The organism is Photobacterium sp. 2_MG-2023 (assembly GCF_030547675.1).
GTDB lineage: Bacteria > Pseudomonadota > Gammaproteobacteria > Enterobacterales > Vibrionaceae > Photobacterium > Photobacterium arenosum.
In genome coordinates this window covers 35,232-51,840 of the sequence record NZ_JAUOQQ010000024.1, presented here as the reverse complement: position 1 = coordinate 51,840, position 16,609 = coordinate 35,232, and the positions used below count along the sequence as shown (strand labels likewise).

Sequence of the window (16,609 nt, the reverse complement as noted above, 5' to 3'; positions counted from 1 at the left end):
ACAGATGGACAGGTGGACAGGATGAGTGATTAGTCTGTCAGCATGTACCTGACAGGCACTGTCAGCCGATGCACGTTTTCAATTTTAATCGCCCCTTGAAAATAACTGTCTGCCACTACCGCACTTAACCAATTCGCGTTATCAGGTTTGTCACGGGGCGGCACGCCATGCCCCTGAGCATCCAATACTAGGGTTTCAGCAGGAGATGCCAGTTGATAGTCACTGTCGAACCATTGCCACTGCAATCTCTGCCTCTGACAGGCATTTCGATCCGCAGAGAGATCCGGTGAAAACACGAAAACCCCGGCTGTACTCTTTTCTGCCTGCTGTAATTGAATCGCTGGAGCCCTTTCTGTTTCCTGCAGTGAAGTCAGAATCAACGGATAATGTTTCTCCCCAACACTCAGCTGATAGTATCCATCAGGCACGGATTGAAACCATTCTCTGCTTTCCAGTTCGCTGTAGCCCTCTACCGGCGTTGAGCTTGCCCCCGATAGCCATTGATTGCCCCGCGAATCCGTCAGGCTCACTTCCATTGCATGTCCGGCGCCATCAATCGAGAGTTTAAGCTGATACACCCTCTGGCTGAGATTTACTTTATCCTGTATCGACAGCGAAATTCGGGGTTGGTCAACCCAATCTGACAGTACTCCCGGATACTCAGTCAGCCTGCGTCCACAATCTGACTGATTAATCAGCTGCTGAAAAACAGGTTGCCATAAGTCCGGGGTAACCGGTTCTGTACTCTGCTGCAAAACGACCTGTAACTCTTGCCACGCCAGCAGCATATTGTGATCGGCCAGAGCCTGATAAACCCGCTGTAATGGCGTGGACATAAACCAGCCACCGGCTGCGGTACTCCCGGCCTGCACCTGATCTGAGGCTAATGCAGAACGACATACACAAGCGGCAAGCAACAGGGAAAATACCATGGCTTTAGTGCTAATAAATCGCACGGATTACTCCTTTCTTAGCCGGTAGCCAACGCTGCGGACAGTATCGATTGCCAAAGAGGGAAATTTCTGCCGCAGATGCAGAACATGATTGTCGACTGTCCGGGTAGAGGGAAATGCCTGATATCCCCACACCTTATTCAAGAGTTCATCCCGGTGATAAACCCGTCCCGGATTCTGAACCAGCAACGCAAGTAACTGAAATTCTTTAGGTTTCAGAGGAATATTTTGCTGATCCATCATGACAGTCTGATAAGACAGATTCACCACAAGGTTTCTATATTGGAACTCGACTTCTCCTAACGGACGAAGTTGGGCCTGAATCCGGGCTAGCAGCTCCTGATGTGAAAACGGTTTGATGACATAATCTTTCGCGCCGGCACTTAACCCTTCAATACGGTGATCGACATCGGTTTTGGCCGTTAAAATGATCACCGGGAGCGCTTTCACTGACAGCCAGCCAGGCAGCCATTTCACACTGTCACCTTCAGGTAACTGGCGATCCAGCACAACCAGATCGGCCTGAATCCAATGTTTTTCCACATCCGATATTTTTTTGATCCAATCACAGCGATAACCGTTTTTGGCCAGATACATCGAAAGACCTTCACCCAGTAACACATCGTCCTCAACCAGCAAAACCCGGCTCATAGTGGCAACTCCAGAATGTACCTGGTTGGATGCCGTAAGTGAGTCATGCGCCCGCCAATCCGGCGCATGATACGGTTGACTATCATCAGCCCAATCCCCATACCGTCCCCTTTCTCAGTTAGTAACCACTTTTCCCAGCGTGCAGGCGATGTCCCTTGATCCCTCACCTCAATAACCAGGCTGTCAGAGATTTGGGCATCAAGATATATCGGTTGCTTGCCATGTAAAACGGCATTACGCAGCAGATTATCCAAGCACACGCCCAGCCAGTAATAAGGCAGCGACACCCTACGATCTCCATCGATATGGCAGTGCAAGTCATACTGGCTGGCTATGCTCTCCAGCCACTCTGAAAACTGAGCTTCTTGCTTATCTAGCCCTTCTTCCCGGCGTCCGCTGAGAAACCCTTTGCTGGTTTCTGTCAGCCGGTAGAGGCGCTGGTAGTCGCCCAGCAGCCGGTAAAACGCATGCTGACTTTGCTCGTTCAAGTGATCATATTCATCTCTGAACTGCTCCACCGTAAAACCAAGGCTGGTAATGGGTGTTCGCAATTCGTGCGTCAGCAATTGCAGGATAAACTGCCGCTCTTTCATTTCCCGTCGTCGCTCCAGCCCCAGCCTGAAAATCAGCCCAAGAATAATGACAAGTAAAATAAGCATGCCGCCCTGCCACCAAAGCGCATTGGTATGACGAAGCTCAATGCATAAGTTACTGTACTGAAAACGACAACTCTCGCTGACCTGGTCACTAGACCGGGTGATCCTGATACCCGCCTTGTCTGCTATCGGTTGCCATTGCTCCGGGCTTAACACATCAATGCCAGTCAGAGTGTTGCGCCACAAGCGGCCACTTTTCGTCAGAAAATACCGCGAGCCGCCCAGAATAGCCGACTGACCCGTATCAGAAAGTGAGGCAAATATACCGTGTAACGGATGCAGCGGATGGGCAAGAGTCAGGCTGTTGGCATGCTGTTGAAGAAATGCATTCGCGTCACTTTCATCATGATGATCTCTCAGGTAGTTCGCATACCTGTCTGCATAGCTGCCACCGGCAGGGTGCCTCTCGGACAGGTGCTGACTCCATTGCGATGGAAGTTTACCTTCGCGGCACAAGATCAGTTCAAATTGCACCGCTCTGCGCCAATCCGCACTGTCACTCAACACATTGTCGTCTTCAGAGCAGTGGGTATGAATGTGATAAAGTGTTTCTATCTGCGCCCAGCTGAACCGCTTTAAATCTGGGTACTGACTGACAGGTAACAGCAATTCCTGCGGATACTGATTCAACGACTGCTGACTGATTTGATCCTCACCCTGCACTGTTGCAATACGATCAGAAAATGCCTGCCATTGTTGATGGGCCAGATGTGTTTCCGGCTGCCCGCATACAGGCAAGGCCACTAATAACAGCGGAAGCAATGCATTCCTGACCATTTAACTCTCTCAGAAAAAATAATGCGCGATCATACACAATGCTTGTCGTGACATTGTCTCCGCAATGTCACTGTTTGGCATTTTATAAGCGCCGTTCCATGTGGTTATTCGTCAGTGATTGCCCTGTTAACCACTGCAATCAATGTGTCCAGCGCGCATTTGGCTGCGTTATCCGGCTCTCCCGGTTCGGGCAGCGCGTAGCCGATATTAATTCGCAGGCTGTCCCGGTACAGATCCCGCAAAGTGAAACACTCACCCAGCCTGATATCCAGCTTAGCCTCAATCAGCAAAGACTTAATTTTTGCCTCATCCATGCCTGGTATCTGTAACCAAAGTACTAACCCGCCAGCAGGATCACTGATACGAACTGTTTCCGGCAGATGCTGCTGCAAATATTCTCGGTAGCGCCGCTTATGGAGCAACAAATCAAACCTTTGTGTTTTCAAATGACGCGCATACTGGCCACTATCGATAAAATCAGCGACGGCCAACTGTATCGGCAGCGATACACCAAAGCAGCCTGCCGCATGTTTGCTCAGATACTGATTCAGATAACGCCCCGGCAAACACCAGCCAAGGCGATAGCTGGCGGCCAATGTTTTGGATACGGAACCGCACCAGAGTATATATCCGCTTTTGTCGTAATATTTTGCTGGTAATGGCACTGTATTGCCGTGGGGTAATTCCATGTACACATCATCTTCAATCACAGGAATTTCATAACGGGATGCCATCTTTGCCAGTCGCTGCTTTTGTGACGGTGACATCGTAATACCCTGCGGATTCATATGAGTCGTACAAAAGAGACCGGCTTGAACCGTCCCCTGCTGCATATGATGTTCCAACTGGTCCAGATCTATGCCGCTGTCCACAGACGGAATCTCCACGATATTGCGCGACATTTCCCGCAATAAGGTTAACAGTCCGTTGAAACATGGCGAGCTGACAGCAATGGCATCGTCAGGTTGAGTACAGACTTCAATGGCCGTGCGTATGGCATCCATGCAGCCGTTTGTGATGGCCAATTGCTCAGCGGTGAAATGAAAACTGTAATTCGCAAAATGTGCAGACAAGACACTGCGCAACATAGCCTCACCCTGTCGGGTGGGATAAAAGTTCAACCTTTCACCAAGGCGCCGGTTTGTACGCCGGAAGCTCTGTTCCATCTGACTGGTCAGTTTATGAGTGACTTCAAAGCGGGAATAACCCAGCGGCCCGGCGAACTGACTGTCAGGCGCATTTCCCTTGTCCAGCGAATAGTCAGATGCCAATGCCAGCTGACTTTCAAACTGCGCCAGATCCGGTAAGCGCAGGGTTGATCGCTGTGCTACGTAATAACCGGATTGCGGTTTAGCGACAATCCAGCCCTGAGATTCCAGATGCTGATAACAATTCAAGGTAGTGGTCATGCTTACCTGATGTAATTGTGCAAACTGGCGCAATGAGGGCATGCGGACTTGAGCAGCCAGCAGACCTGATTGAATATCGGCAATATACTGCTCTGCTAATTGTTTATACCTCATGGCGTCCCCTTTTCAGCTTGAAACACAAACTGTGCTCTTTTTATTGTTAAAAATTGTATCTGCACCTTTCTGCGACGGTAATCCACAATGTTGGTTAAATCAACAATGGAGTACAACGCATGACATTTAAAGATGCCTGCCTGGGCTTATTCGTGATGTTCATTTGGGGCATCAATTTCTCTGTGATCAAACTGGGCGTCAGTCAGGCTGATCCTCTGCTGATGACTGCAATTCGATTCACACTTGCGACAATGCCACTGATCTTCTTTGTTCGTAAACCGGATGTTGCCTGGCGCTACCTGGTGAGTTACGGCGTGCTGTTTGGAGTGGGTGTATGGGGCATGGCATCCTGGTCAATCACCGCCGGACTGTCTGCGGGAATGACATCAGTGTTACTGCAGACCAATGTCATTTTTGGTCTGTTCATTGGTTATCTGGTTTTTCGCGACAGATTCACAATACACAAAGTCATTGGCGCCCTGTTTGCGTTTACCGGGTTGGCTTTATCCCTGATGGCCACTGACGGCACCATCACAATAAAAGGTGTGGCTTTAGTGATGATATCAGCATTGTCCTGGAGCCTGGTCAGCACCCTGGTGAAGAAATCAGGCACCCGACAACCCTTTGCCTTCAGTATCTGGGGCATGGCATTTGCGCCTCTGCCATTGTTGCTCTTTGCACTCTCGCTAAATGGTACAGATATCATCACCACCACGATTAACAGCTGGAATGGCTACACCACTTTCTCAGTCCTATTTCAGGCCTATCCGACCACGGTATTTGGCTACTGGGTATGGAATCGTATGCTGGTGAAGTATCCGCTCAGTACGGTCGCACCGGTCAATCTGATGGTGTCAGTATTCGGCTTGCTCGGCGGCTATCTCTTTTACGGTGAGCATGTCGGTGCTTTACAGGTCATATCTGCAGCAATGATTCTGGCGGGTGTGCTCATTATTCTGCTCAAACCCGGCAACACTTTTTTGGCTGCCAGACTGGCTCAATGGCGTGTAAGGAAAGTCTCTGATCAGAAAGTCTGATTGTCTAAGCCACCTGGTGACAGGTGGCTTTTCGTGTCAGAACCCAATTATTGCATCAGGAGAACCTCACCGACTGGGCCATCAGATGTCTGTAGCCATGCTCAGCGAATGCCCAGATCTCGGTTTGCCAGTGATCGCGCCAGGTTTTCAGCCTCTGCATACGCCGCTTTCAGCGACGCCTGATGGCGGCTATCACCAAATTCCTGGTAGCCGGCACTTATTTCATAGGTCTTTTCCACCCCCAAATAGTGACTCATAACACGAATATGCGGACCAAGGTGATTCATCGCTTCGCGGACTCCTCCGGCTTCAAAACCAAATTCACCTGTAGAGGTAATGAGCACCAGTGTTTTCCCGGTTAACATCGGCGACAAAGGAAAATCACCCCGTTCCAGGTCAAATGAAAAAGTTTTATTGATGCGTATTACCTGGTCAAACCAAGCTTTCAGCGCAGCAGGCAAACCATAGTTGTACATTGGTGTCGAGATGACTATCGTATCCGCAGCCATGACTTCCTCAATGAATTCATCAGACAGCGCCAGCACTTTCCTTTGGGCAGCGGTCCGATTCACCTCCTGAGTAAAAGCCGCTGCAATCCAGTCCTGACTAATGAACTCTGGCGGGTTAATACCAATATCCCTATGTATCACAGCGGTTTGCGGAGCATTAGTCAGCCATACATCCATAAAAGAAGCCGCTATTTGTTTAGAAATTGAATTATGGCCTGAAACGAGATTATCAGTCCTGCGTACACTGGCATCTAAATGTAAAATTGTCATCCGCTTATCCTTCTGTTCCAAAGTAAGTTGTGGTCAGAGAATATTGTCTGCCTGAGTGACAGTAATGACAAAAGGGATATACTTCCACATAGATGAAAAAAACTCACCTTTAGGTATATTAAATGTTCGCCCGTCTCCCCTCACTCAACAGCTTTCGCGCGTTTGAAGCCGCCGCCCGTCTGAAAAGCTTTAAAGACGCCGCTGCTGAGCTTTATGTTACGCCAACCGCTATTTCTCATCAGATTCGTCAACTGGAAGCGCAGATGGGTACCCAGCTATTTGAACGAAAAACCCGATCTGTTGTGTTAACCCTGGAAGGAGAAGAATTACTGCTTTGCACACACCAGGCGCTTAAACAGCTGCAATCAGGGGTGAATAACATACGTCGTCAGGCCAGCACGATTACCGTGAGCACGACTTCTGCCTTCGCCAGTTTGTGGCTGGTACCAAGGCTGGAACGGTTCCGACAACAGCATCCTGAACTGGATGTCGTTCTGAAAACCGGTGAGAGTAAAGAAGATGTCGAACACGACAGACGATTTGATGTGGCTATCCGTTATGGCCATTGCCCGGCTTCGGACCCACAATCTATCCTGCTGACAAAAGAAACATTATGTTGCGTAGCCTCACCTTCGTATTGTGAGCAGGTAAAAACAGCAGCAAACGCCACTGTTTTTACCACCCGATGGCAAAATACCGATTTACCTGCCATTGAACCTTCACTTGAAAGTTTAACTCCGGCCGCTGCTGCGTCTGTGAGTATCCGGTACTTTGATCAGGAAAATCATGCGGTACAGGCTGCATTAGCAAGCCAGGGCGTGGCTTTTATCAGTACGTTACTGGTACAGCAACCCCTGAGTGAAGCATGGCTGATACCGCACCCTGCCTTTGCGTCATTGCAAAAAACAGGGCTTGAATATTACGCAGTCATCCCTAGCCGCCACAAACAAACTGCCGCGGTTCAGCAGTTTGTTTCCTGGCTTCAGCAGACACTCACCTAAATGCTGTCACCCTCACTCACGGCGTGACTCAGCCACCAGCGCATCCAGGAAGCTGAATAAAGCACGGTTCATTTCACTGTAATCGGCATGACGCAGTTGCTCTGCCGTCTGAATGAAAGGCCTGTTTTCAGCATTGTTCAGATCCTCACCAGAGTGCCTGATGAGACCTTCCACCGAGTCGCGGGTAAATTCGGGGTGGCACTGAAAGCCATAGGCTAGCGGGGTATAACGCACAATCTGGCGCGGACAGCCCAGACTGGTTGCCAGCACCTGGCATTCAGGTGTCAGCCCCGGCATGTCATTATGCCAGTGACCAACAACCAGTTCAGGCGGAAACCCTTCAAACTTGCGATCCAGCCTTGCGTGTTTGTTAAGCACGATGGGAAAGCAGCCCACTTCCGGTTCCAGACTCCGGCTATGCGGCGCACCTAACGCTTCCCCGAGAAGTTGTGCCCCCAGGCAGAACCCGACCACGGGCGTTTTGCTTGCGACAGCTTTTTTGATCAGCGTAATTTCCGCTGCGGCATCAAAATGCGGACACTCTTCTCTGGTGGTTGCCGGACTTTGCGGGCCACCCAATACAATCAGCAGATCCATATCATCACCGCGTTCTGGTAGTACCTCGCCCAGATAAACACGCGAATATGACGTCGAATAATTACGTTGATCAATCCACTGTAATAAAGCGCCTGGTCCTTCAAACGCTTCATGCATAACAAAATGTACTTTCATTGCTTTCCCTTTGCGTTTTGTATTTGAGTTTCGATAACACAACCCATACTATGCGCGAAACAATCCGGTCAGGTAGCGACAATATGACAAAAAATATCGATAAAAAGACATATGCAACACCTGACGGTAATACACTGATCGCGACCTATTCGTGCCAACCTCTTCTGATCAATACCCTGAACATGGCTAAAGGCTTTCACGACAAACCGCATCAGCACGCGTGGCATCAGATTATTTTTCCATCCAGGGGATTATTGAAATGCAGCACTGACACGCATCAGTTCTGTATTCCACACCACAGGGCATTGTTTATTCCGGCACACACCCGGCACGAGTCCAGGGCGCTGCAGGACACCACATTTATCGCCGTGTACCTGAACCCTGAGTCCTTAAACCGCTTACCGGCTTCCAGCCAGCCGATTGAAGTGACGCCGTTTTTCCGCGAACTGATCCTGAAACTCAGGCAATCTGTTTTGCGCGATCAACAGCAACCACCTGGCATCTTGCGCCTGCTGGCAGTACTGGAAGACGAGTTAAGCGCAGACAAAGACAGTTCACTGGAGCTGCCCATGCCGCAAGACCGCCGGCTTATACCTATAGCCGATGAGTTACTGAGTCATCCCGGCAGCACAAAAACCCTGGCACAATGGGCTCGTCAGACCGGAGCAACCGAACGGACATTGTCCCGGGTGTTTCAGAAAGAAATACAACTGACGTTTCCGCAATGGCGGCAGCGCCTGCGGCTCATGACGGCAATGACGCTGCTTGAGCAAGGTTTACCTGTGCAGGATGTGGCCCATGAGATTGGCTACCAGTCTGTTTCCGCTTTCATTGAAGCATTCCGGCTGGCCTTCAAACTGACCCCGCAGCAGTTCAAACATCAGCGCACTATTGAGTAACAGCACGTAGCTGAGCTACTGATTGCCTTTTTCAATTAAGGCTTCATCCGTGATATGCACTATCTGTTGCTCTTCTTCAGTCAGGCGGGTCTTTTTCCATGTTCCTCGCTTAAACCAGCAAAACGCAAAAACAGCGACCACCACATTGGTAACAGCAAAAGACCACCAGATACCGTTATCCTGCAACGCCGTATGTTTTGACAACACATAGGCCAGAGGAAATTGCACCACCCATTGCGACACCAATGCAACCATCATGGCGTTCTGCATATTACCTGACGCCCGAAACGCGGAAACGACGCAAAGCTGTACCCCAATACCGCCCCACGTCAGGCACATAGTACGCAGAAAGTGGGCACCTTCATTGATCACCTCAGGATCATCGGGTATAAACACAGCGATCAAATGAGGGGCGAAAACATAGAATAGGATGCCGATCACCGTCAGACCGAGAAAGCCCCATAGCGTGCCCAGCAAGGTGATTTTTTCTGCCCGTTCAATCTGGTTCGCACCTATGTTCTGCCCCACCAAGGTCGACACAGCCATCGACAGCCCCATGGCCGGAATCATCACAAACTGCAGCAGGTTGGAACCCACGCCATAAGAGGCAATCGTTACTGTTCCGAAACTCGCCACCAGAAACGACAGAATGATCATCCCCAATGCACGGGCAGACAGCTCTACTGAGCCAGGGACACCCAGAAAAAAAGCTTTTTTAATATAGGCAAAATCGGGCTTGAAGTTGTGCCATTCCAGCTGGATGCCATGTCTGCCCCGCATGAAAACCATCAGGCCCAGTATTGCAGCAATTGACTGGGTGACCAGTGTCGCCAGCGCCGCCCCCATGACACCCAGTCCTTCAAAACTGCCAAGGCCAAAAATAAACAAGGGGTCCAGAAAAAAGTTGAGGATCACAGTACCGAAGACAATCATCAACGGGATCTTGATCTGCCCGATCCCCCGCATCAGCGACTGAAACATGGCAAATAAAAAGACAAAAATCACCCCGATAAACGACACGTGCATGAACTTGAGCGCATCGCCATAGACCTTTTCGCTCACGCCCAGTAACATCAGGAAATAGGGCGATAGCAAATAGCCAGTGAATCCCAGCACCACGGACGTAACCGCGACCATCAGCATGGTCTGAGCCGCCACATGGTTCACTTTGTCCCGGCGCCCTGCCCCCATGTATTGTGCAGATAACGTTGCGCCCGCCATGGCTAACCCTGAACCTAACGCAATCACCAGAAAGGTAACGGGCATGCTAACAGACACAGCCGCCACTTCAGATGCGCCCAAGCGCCCCACCCAGAATGCATCTGTCAGCTGATAGGCCGACTGCAGAATATTGGTCAAAATAATGGGAACCGCTAACGAGATAAGTACTTTATTGATAGGACCTACGAGAAACCTGTTTTGCCTGTCTGTCATCGCCATGCCTTATGCAGTTATCGTTATAAATACGTTTTGAAAATGCGGATACTTTAGTCAATATAGTTAGTCAGGCCACTATAAGCATTCGCTTTTATAGTCTTTTTGCATGGCCTTTTGCAGGTTGACAAATGATTAGCTGCTGCTGGCATGGCTTGTTACAGCAAGGTTAGCTGCTATTGTCAGTGCCGATAACAAACAATCCATGCAGGATATTACATTGAGTGCCGTTCTTCTTAGCTCCACCTCTTATATTCCTCTCACCCAGTGATACATTGACGCCCATTTTCCTCGCCAGATCATAATGCAGCCATGACTAATAAACAGCATACTGTACTATTAGTTCGATAAAACCCAGACCCAAGAATATTCAGTTACCACTCGAATCCTCACTGAACAACTAACACAACATAAATAACAATAGCAACTATTATCAACAGCGTTATTGTCACGATTAAAAATAAAGCATATTTGTCCCCTTCTATTGACGCAGTCAATATAAATTACAACAGGGATAAAGTATAAATCTTCGAATCCTTTCTTAGTTTTTCCATCTCTTTATTAGTTACCCGCAGAAACAAACCAACACTTTAAAAACCATAATTTTTATTCTTAATGAAAAATAAAAACATACCGTAATGACTAGCTTTAACGACATAGCAAACATTGCATCAAATTAACTGTCAGAAAAAATTACACCATAAAAACAAACGCGACAGGAATTAAATGAAAATAAATTTAAATCAACAAGTTAAACCACCGAACAAAAACGGCATGAATTTGGCATGAATTCGTCGTGAGATAATTAAATACTAATAAAGCAGGGGGTATATCATGAAAATCTCATCTACATTTCGAACTGTTCGCACTGGTTTATATGTCTCAGGTCTCTTGTTATCATCAACCTCACAAGCAGGACTGGTAGACATATTTGCGTTTTCAAGTTATTTTTCTCCTGACAATACAAATGTTTATGTAGATACACCACTCGACAACTACGGCATTGGCTACAGTGACATCCCCTACGAGTTTGTCACCTCTTTCACATCTGCGCTTGATAGTGATAACTACGGTACATTACAGTGGCAGATCAAAAATAACTCCGGCAGTAGCTTTACGGATGTTCATATTGTGGGTGTATTAGATGCAGTCATTGATTTTTACGGTGATGATGATTATGCCTATAATGCCGGCAACAGTGCCGACAGTTGGGAGATTAATGATAGCTATGATCTTTCCGGAAACTTTTACTACTATGGCTTAGCCCTCAATAATTCAGTGACTCCAGCTTTCTTTTCACATGGGCTCGCGCTGGGTTTTAACATCGATGAGTTCTCACACGGCTCTATTTTATCCTTTACCTATACCCTCAAAGACTATGGCCCTGGGTTGCATTTAACCGACAACTATTACACCGATTTATATTTCGACGGTACGTATCAAGTTCCGGAACCCGGCTCTCTGCTTCTGTTCACTACTATTTTATTTGGAGCAAGTGTGTCACTAAGAAGACGTCTTAAAATTAACTCATAGATTTATTTAACATTAACCAATAATAAAATCTCTGAAGTAAGCATTGATCGTTGTTTATTAATGCGAGGGAATAATAATGGAAAAAAGTAGAAAAGCAATGCGCTTTGGTGCACTAGGTTGCACCATTGCTTGTTTTAGCTTGGGGGCTGTATTTTTTGCACAATCTGAAATACCTGCCGAAGAACCTGAACCAATAGAAAGTTTGATTCCTGAAGCACTCACGAACCTTCAAGTACCTCTACCTGATTTAACCGGTATTGTAAGAGACAAAAACATCGCCATAAAACTTGGCAAAGCCTTCTTTTGGGATCAGCAGGTCGGCAGTGACGGGCAAGCCTGTGCCAGCTGCCACTTCAAAGCGGGTGCCGATGGCAGGATCACCAATATTCTTACTCCCGGCCTGTTGCGGGTCGATGCCAATGGCAATCCCGACCCTGATACTGAGTTTGGTGGCACCGTACCACCCAGCCCGGTGGCAACCGATGGCTTTACCGCCAGTAACCAAGTGGCCCGGGCCAATATCACACTCACCCCGGATGATTTTCCATTTCACCAGCTGGTTGATAAAGATGACCGCAATTCAGCCATTGTATACTCCACCAATGACTCCGCTACATCACCGGGAACCTTCGATGGTTCATTCGGCACTGTGATTCCCAGAGATCTGAATGAGTACTGTGGTGACCCGGAAGGCAGCATTTTCCATACTCAGTCCAACCTGGCTACCCGAAAAGTCGAACCGAGGAACACCCCAACGGTCATCAATGCTGCATTTAACTTCAGAAACTTTTGGGATGGTCGTGCCAACAATATCTTTAACGGTACCGACCCGTTCGGACGACGTAATGAGCAAGCGAGGGTGATGATCCTTAACGGCCGTACTCCCGAACTTGCCCGGATCGATCTCAACAACGCCAGTCTGGCTTCTCAGGCTGTCGGGCCAACATTGAGTGATTTTGAAATGTCCTGTGCAGGCAGACAGTTTGCCGATGTCGGTCGACGCATCGTTAGCCTGAGACCACTGGCACAGCAAGATATCGCTAACAATGACAGCCACCTGTCCGATTTGGTCCATCCCAGCGGCAAAGGCTTGCGAACCAGCTACGCTCAGTTAATACGAATGGCTTTCGAGCCGCAATACTGGGCAGCCCGTGGCAACTTTGTTATTGATAACAGCGGCAGCGAACCAATGCTGGTTAGTGACAGCCAGGGCTATACCCAAACCGAGATCAATTTCTCTCTGTTCTGGGGCATTGCCATCATGCTTTACGAAGCTGAACTCATTTCCGATGATACTGCGTTTGACCGCTTCAGAGGATGTCATGAACCTTCTTGTTCACCGGCCATTGAACCCAATGAAAATGCGCTGTCTGAGCAGGAAAAACAAGGGCTTATGGTATTCGTTGATAAAGGAAAATGTGTTAACTGTCACAAAGGTCCAGAGTTCACCTCTGCCGCCGTTCACCTGCAAGCTGAAAATCAGGAAGAAGGTCTTGTTGAGCGAATGATCATGGGTGATAACCAGGTTGCACTCTATGATAACGGTTTCTACAACATCGGAGTGAAACCAACCAAAGAGGATCTGGGTGTCGGTGCTGTTGACCCCTGGGGCAACCCGCTGTCTTTTACCCGCCAGTATTTTGATATTTTGCTCGGCAATAACGCGCCTGATCCGTTTGAAGTCGATCCCTGCACCTTTGAGGTTCCTGTACTTAATGATTTCCCTTGTAACTCCGCGCAGCAGACCAATGCGCTACGAGATAGGGTCATCGCAGGTCTGGAACGCGATGCTGTTGACGGTGCCTTTAAAACGCCCGGGTTGCGGAACATCGCGTTAACAGCGCCGTATTTCCACAATGGCGGTGCCGCGACGCTCGAACAGGTTGTCGAATTCTACAACCGGGGAGGAAACCGCAGAGGTTCTGAGTCAAACAATAACTCTGGCTTTGGTAATAATGATTCCAATCTGGATCCTGATATCAGACCACTGGGCTTAACCTCTCAAGAACAAGCCGATTTAGTGGCTTTCCTGAAAACGTTAACCGATGAGCGGGTGCGTTGTGCCCAAGCACCGTTCGACCACCCGAGCTTAACGGTTTCCAATGGACATCTTGATCAGGACAGCAACAATGATAATCGCGCCGATGACATTCTGATCACCCTACCGGCTGTCGGAGCGTCCGGTTTACCCTTCAGTAAATGCTGGGCAAACTCAGGCGATTTGTTCAATCAGGGAGGACCGCTGTAACGATACGGCAATCAAGAGCAATAGCACCAGTCAAGGCCAATACCGTTTGGCCTTGACTGGCACAGGACCAGTATAAGATTCGCAACAATTATCTTGCTTCCGGCAGACTATACTTTATTCGTTACCTGCTCAGCACCGTCATTCGACTAAGGATAACGGTATGAAATTTGCCAGATATCTGCCTCTGGTAGTGCTTGTTACAGCAGGGCTCCCTGCTATCGTCAATGCCGATGACAAACAAGCAATGCTGGATGATGCATTGAGTGCAGCTCCCCCCACACTCAGAGATAAAGTCACCGTAATGGACTGGGATAACAATGTCTTACAAAAAGGCTCCAGTGACTATACATGCTTTCCAACACCTCCTCAGCTGGAAGGGACAGCTCCTATGTGCATGGATGGTCCGTGGATGGCATGGGCACAAGCCTGGATGAAAAAAGAACCCGTTGAAACGAAAACCATAGGTATCTCTTACATGCTGGCTGGTGACGGCGGCGCGAGCAATATCGACCCTTATGCGGAAGGTGAAACTGCAGACAATCAATGGGTGGTTGAAGGACCACATTTAATGATTATCACACCAGACAAAACCTTACTCGATTCGCTTCCCACCGATCCCAATAACGGCGGGCCATATGTGATGTGGAAAGGCACCCCCTATGAACACATCATGGTGCCAGTGGGACCCAGAAAGTAAGACAAAATAAAGAAGAAAAAAGCGAGATAATCATCTCGCTTTTCTTTTTATTTGTAGTTTTATTTTTTGCCTTTTTTCGGCGGGTTACTGGTGCTTTTATAGGGTTTCGGTGGTTCCACAGTCGTGGTGTCCGTGAGCGTTTTCATATAAGCAACGAGCGCCGCTTCTTCGTGAGCCGTTAACCCCAGATCACCTGTTACAGCACCAATAGTTAATAGCGGTGCATCGGGCACTTCAGGTGCAGGCCAGCAATTATTGGCAAGCGCTTCTTTTTCGGTCACGATACTTGCAGGGCAACGTATCACACCAAAATCTGCCGCGGTCTGACCATCAACATCTGAGGTATTGTAGAAATGCACAATACTTTCCAGACTCTTGAACCAGCCATTATGGGCATACGCTTTGGTAAATCCTTTTCCCGGACGTTTATCAACATTGCGCAGTGTTGGAGTTTTGTGAGCACCAATAAAGGCATTCTGAACATTAAACGGAGGGAAGGGTAAATTGGCATTGGGATTTAATCCCAGATCTAACAGTGTGGGATGTAATCCGATATCCGGTAATGGAGAACCCGGTAGCTCATAGTTTCTTGGCACACCAATCGCGTGATAGCTGTCATCGGTATAACGTTCAAGGGGATGTGTCCCATTAGCACCGTTACTGTTATGACAAAAAGCACACCCAGCCTGGCCATAAAACAGGTCATGCCCTTCGTTTTCCAGATCGGTGAATCCAGTTAACGGGAATTGTTGATTGTCGTCTTCAGCAAGAGCAATATCCCGTTTTGAGTTAAAGCGATTGTTATCTTCAGACATTTGCCATGCCGCCAGAGCAACAGCAAAGCGCGCAAAGGCCGTGGCCGATTCCGCTGCAGACTGGCAAGATAAACCCACGCCCCATGACAGGTAATACAGCTCTTTACCCCATTTGGTAGATTCTACTTGGCTACACACATCTTCTTTGCTCTTGTGGTTTTGCTCGACAGGGTTCAAAAATGGGCTTGCAAAGGCCTGATCAGCAAGGGAACCGAGGTATTTAGCGTAAAGCGTTTTTTTCTGCCAACTGGCATCGTTAACATCAAAAACCAGATTAGTATTTTCGACAATGTCTCCATTCGCGCGTCCATTCCAAAACGCACCGCCACAAGGAAAAATACCACACGGCCCCTGCCCCGCAAGCTGGAGTTTTTGCAGACCTTTTGCTACGCCGTCATACAGAAAGCTGACATATTGATTTGTCGGCGGCTTCAGACCACCAGCATTTTTCACCGTCGTTTTTTCTTGTCCCTCTTCTAAATCTTGTGGTCTCAAATGAGGCCTTGCCCCGGTCACGGCGACCTGATGTAAATTCACACCGGATACATTGTACGTGCCACCCGTGTTTGGCGCGTGGCAAGTCGCACAAGACATTCGATTAGGATCGGAGATGTTTTCAAAAAATAATCTTTTCCCTAATTCCTCTATGGGTTGTAAATCATAGTCATTCTCATTGTTGTTTTTAGCTTGTGAGCTAAATGAAAACAGCATTGAAATAACCAGAACGGATGTTCCGATTATTTGCATCGGTTTTAAATATGCACTGACATTATCAGGCTGTCTGCCTTTTGATGCTTGCATGGTCATGGTTAACCTCTTCTTTTTTCCGCGCACAAGTCAGCCACCCGTAAAGTCGGGCAGCACTGAGAGCGTT

The 16,609-nt window shown here is 48.3% G+C and carries 14 protein-coding genes; 6 read left to right on the top strand and 8 right to left on the bottom strand.

The genetic code is table 11. The features are described from left to right. Nucleotides 1-29 precede the first annotated feature (29 nt). The 4 genes from Q4491_RS17195 to Q4491_RS17180 all read right to left on the bottom strand — a co-directional run bounded on the left by Q4491_RS17195 (nt 30) and on the right by Q4491_RS17180 (nt 4,560). On the bottom strand, nt 30-956 hold the full coding sequence (locus tag Q4491_RS17195; protein ID WP_303459293.1) for a DUF2861 family protein: 927 nt from the start codon (nt 954-956) through the stop codon (nt 30-32). 3 nt (nt 957-959) lie between these two features. Continuing rightward, nucleotides 960-1,604: a response regulator transcription factor gene (locus Q4491_RS17190; protein WP_192014060.1), complete on the bottom strand. Its 645-nt coding sequence runs from the start codon at nt 1,602-1,604 to the stop codon at nt 960-962. Next, a complete protein-coding gene (locus Q4491_RS17185; protein ID WP_303459290.1) occupies nt 1,601-3,037 on the bottom strand; it encodes a DUF3404 domain-containing protein in 1,437 nt (478 codons plus the stop codon). The genes Q4491_RS17190 and Q4491_RS17185 overlap by 4 nt, the downstream gene beginning before the upstream one ends. 104 nt (nt 3,038-3,141) lie before the next feature. Further along, complete coding sequence (locus tag Q4491_RS17180; protein ID WP_237796393.1) at nt 3,142-4,560, bottom strand: PLP-dependent aminotransferase family protein; 1,419 nt, start codon at nt 4,558-4,560, stop codon at nt 3,142-3,144. Nucleotides 4,561-4,679: 119 nt separating this feature from the next. Here Q4491_RS17180 and Q4491_RS17175 point away from each other — a divergent pair, with 119 nt between their 5' ends. Then, nucleotides 4,680-5,597 (top strand): EamA family transporter, encoded by a 918-nt coding sequence (locus Q4491_RS17175; protein WP_192014064.1) that lies wholly within the window; start codon nt 4,680-4,682, stop codon nt 5,595-5,597. 101 nt (nt 5,598-5,698) lie between these two features. Here Q4491_RS17175 and Q4491_RS17170 read toward each other — a convergent pair whose 3' ends face one another. Then, nucleotides 5,699-6,397, bottom strand: a complete 699-nt coding sequence (locus Q4491_RS17170) for an FMN-dependent NADH-azoreductase (RefSeq protein WP_303459284.1) — start codon at nt 6,395-6,397, stop codon at nt 5,699-5,701. A gap of 101 nt (nt 6,398-6,498) precedes the next feature. On the opposite strand from Q4491_RS17170, the gene Q4491_RS17165 reads away from it, so the two are divergent. Then, nucleotides 6,499-7,377, top strand: coding sequence for a LysR substrate-binding domain-containing protein (locus Q4491_RS17165; RefSeq protein ID WP_192014066.1), 879 nt, complete (start codon nt 6,499-6,501; stop codon nt 7,375-7,377). Nucleotides 7,378-7,389: 12 nt separating this feature from the next. Here the strand turns inward: Q4491_RS17165 and Q4491_RS17160 are convergent, their stop codons facing one another. After that, entirely contained in the window at nt 7,390-8,109 is a 720-nt protein-coding gene (locus tag Q4491_RS17160; protein ID WP_303459280.1) for a gamma-glutamyl-gamma-aminobutyrate hydrolase family protein, read from the bottom strand. An 83-nt stretch (nt 8,110-8,192) separates the two neighbouring features. Between Q4491_RS17160 and Q4491_RS17155 the strand changes: the two genes are divergently transcribed. Next, a complete protein-coding gene (locus Q4491_RS17155; protein ID WP_303459277.1) occupies nt 8,193-9,008 on the top strand; it encodes a helix-turn-helix domain-containing protein in 816 nt (271 codons plus the stop codon). A gap of 15 nt (nt 9,009-9,023) precedes the next feature. Here Q4491_RS17155 and Q4491_RS17150 read toward each other — a convergent pair whose 3' ends face one another. Then, a complete protein-coding gene (locus Q4491_RS17150; protein ID WP_303459274.1) occupies nt 9,024-10,442 on the bottom strand; it encodes an MATE family efflux transporter in 1,419 nt (472 codons plus the stop codon). 834 nt (nt 10,443-11,276) lie between these two features. On the opposite strand from Q4491_RS17150, the gene Q4491_RS17145 reads away from it, so the two are divergent. From Q4491_RS17145 to Q4491_RS17135, 3 genes are all read left to right on the top strand, one after another. Continuing rightward, a complete protein-coding gene (locus Q4491_RS17145) occupies nt 11,277-11,975 on the top strand; it encodes a PEP-CTERM sorting domain-containing protein (RefSeq protein WP_192014074.1) in 699 nt (232 codons plus the stop codon). Nucleotides 11,976-12,051: 76 nt separating this feature from the next. Next, the gene (locus tag Q4491_RS17140) at nt 12,052-14,223 is read left to right on the top strand and encodes a cytochrome-c peroxidase (RefSeq protein ID WP_303459270.1); all 2,172 of its coding nucleotides are present in this window, start codon (nt 12,052-12,054) and stop codon (nt 14,221-14,223) included. A gap of 160 nt (nt 14,224-14,383) precedes the next feature. Beyond that, entirely contained in the window at nt 14,384-14,920 is a 537-nt protein-coding gene (locus tag Q4491_RS17135) for a hypothetical protein (protein ID WP_237796406.1), read from the top strand. Nucleotides 14,921-14,979: 59 nt separating this feature from the next. On the opposite strand, the gene Q4491_RS17130 is transcribed toward Q4491_RS17135, so the two are convergent. Further along, the gene (locus tag Q4491_RS17130) at nt 14,980-16,542 is read right to left on the bottom strand and encodes a cytochrome-c peroxidase (RefSeq protein ID WP_303459266.1); all 1,563 of its coding nucleotides are present in this window, start codon (nt 16,540-16,542) and stop codon (nt 14,980-14,982) included. Nucleotides 16,543-16,609 lie beyond the last annotated feature (67 nt).

What these genes read in the sequence shown, in the direction of transcription:
- Q4491_RS17190 (WP_192014060.1), bottom strand. Translation starts at nt 1,604, where the DNA reads ATGAGCCGGGTTTTGCTGGTTGAGGACGATGTGTTACTGGGTGAAGGT.
- Q4491_RS17185 (WP_303459290.1), bottom strand. Translation starts at nt 3,037, where the DNA reads ATGGTCAGGAATGCATTGCTTCCGCTGTTATTAGTGGCCTTGCCTGTA.
- Q4491_RS17180 (WP_237796393.1), bottom strand. Translation starts at nt 4,560, where the DNA reads ATGAGGTATAAACAATTAGCAGAGCAGTATATTGCCGATATTCAATCA.
- Q4491_RS17175 (WP_192014064.1), top strand. Translation starts at nt 4,680, where the DNA reads ATGACATTTAAAGATGCCTGCCTGGGCTTATTCGTGATGTTCATTTGG.
- Q4491_RS17165 (WP_192014066.1), top strand. Translation starts at nt 6,499, where the DNA reads ATGTTCGCCCGTCTCCCCTCACTCAACAGCTTTCGCGCGTTTGAAGCC.
- Q4491_RS17160 (WP_303459280.1), bottom strand. Translation starts at nt 8,109, where the DNA reads ATGAAAGTACATTTTGTTATGCATGAAGCGTTTGAAGGACCAGGCGCT.
- Q4491_RS17155 (WP_303459277.1), top strand. Translation starts at nt 8,193, where the DNA reads ATGACAAAAAATATCGATAAAAAGACATATGCAACACCTGACGGTAAT.
- Q4491_RS17150 (WP_303459274.1), bottom strand. Translation starts at nt 10,442, where the DNA reads ATGACAGACAGGCAAAACAGGTTTCTCGTAGGTCCTATCAATAAAGTA.
- Q4491_RS17145 (WP_192014074.1), top strand. Translation starts at nt 11,277, where the DNA reads ATGAAAATCTCATCTACATTTCGAACTGTTCGCACTGGTTTATATGTC.
- Q4491_RS17140 (WP_303459270.1), top strand. Translation starts at nt 12,052, where the DNA reads ATGGAAAAAAGTAGAAAAGCAATGCGCTTTGGTGCACTAGGTTGCACC.
- Q4491_RS17135 (WP_237796406.1), top strand. Translation starts at nt 14,384, where the DNA reads ATGAAATTTGCCAGATATCTGCCTCTGGTAGTGCTTGTTACAGCAGGG.
- Q4491_RS17130 (WP_303459266.1), bottom strand. Translation starts at nt 16,542, where the DNA reads ATGACCATGCAAGCATCAAAAGGCAGACAGCCTGATAATGTCAGTGCA.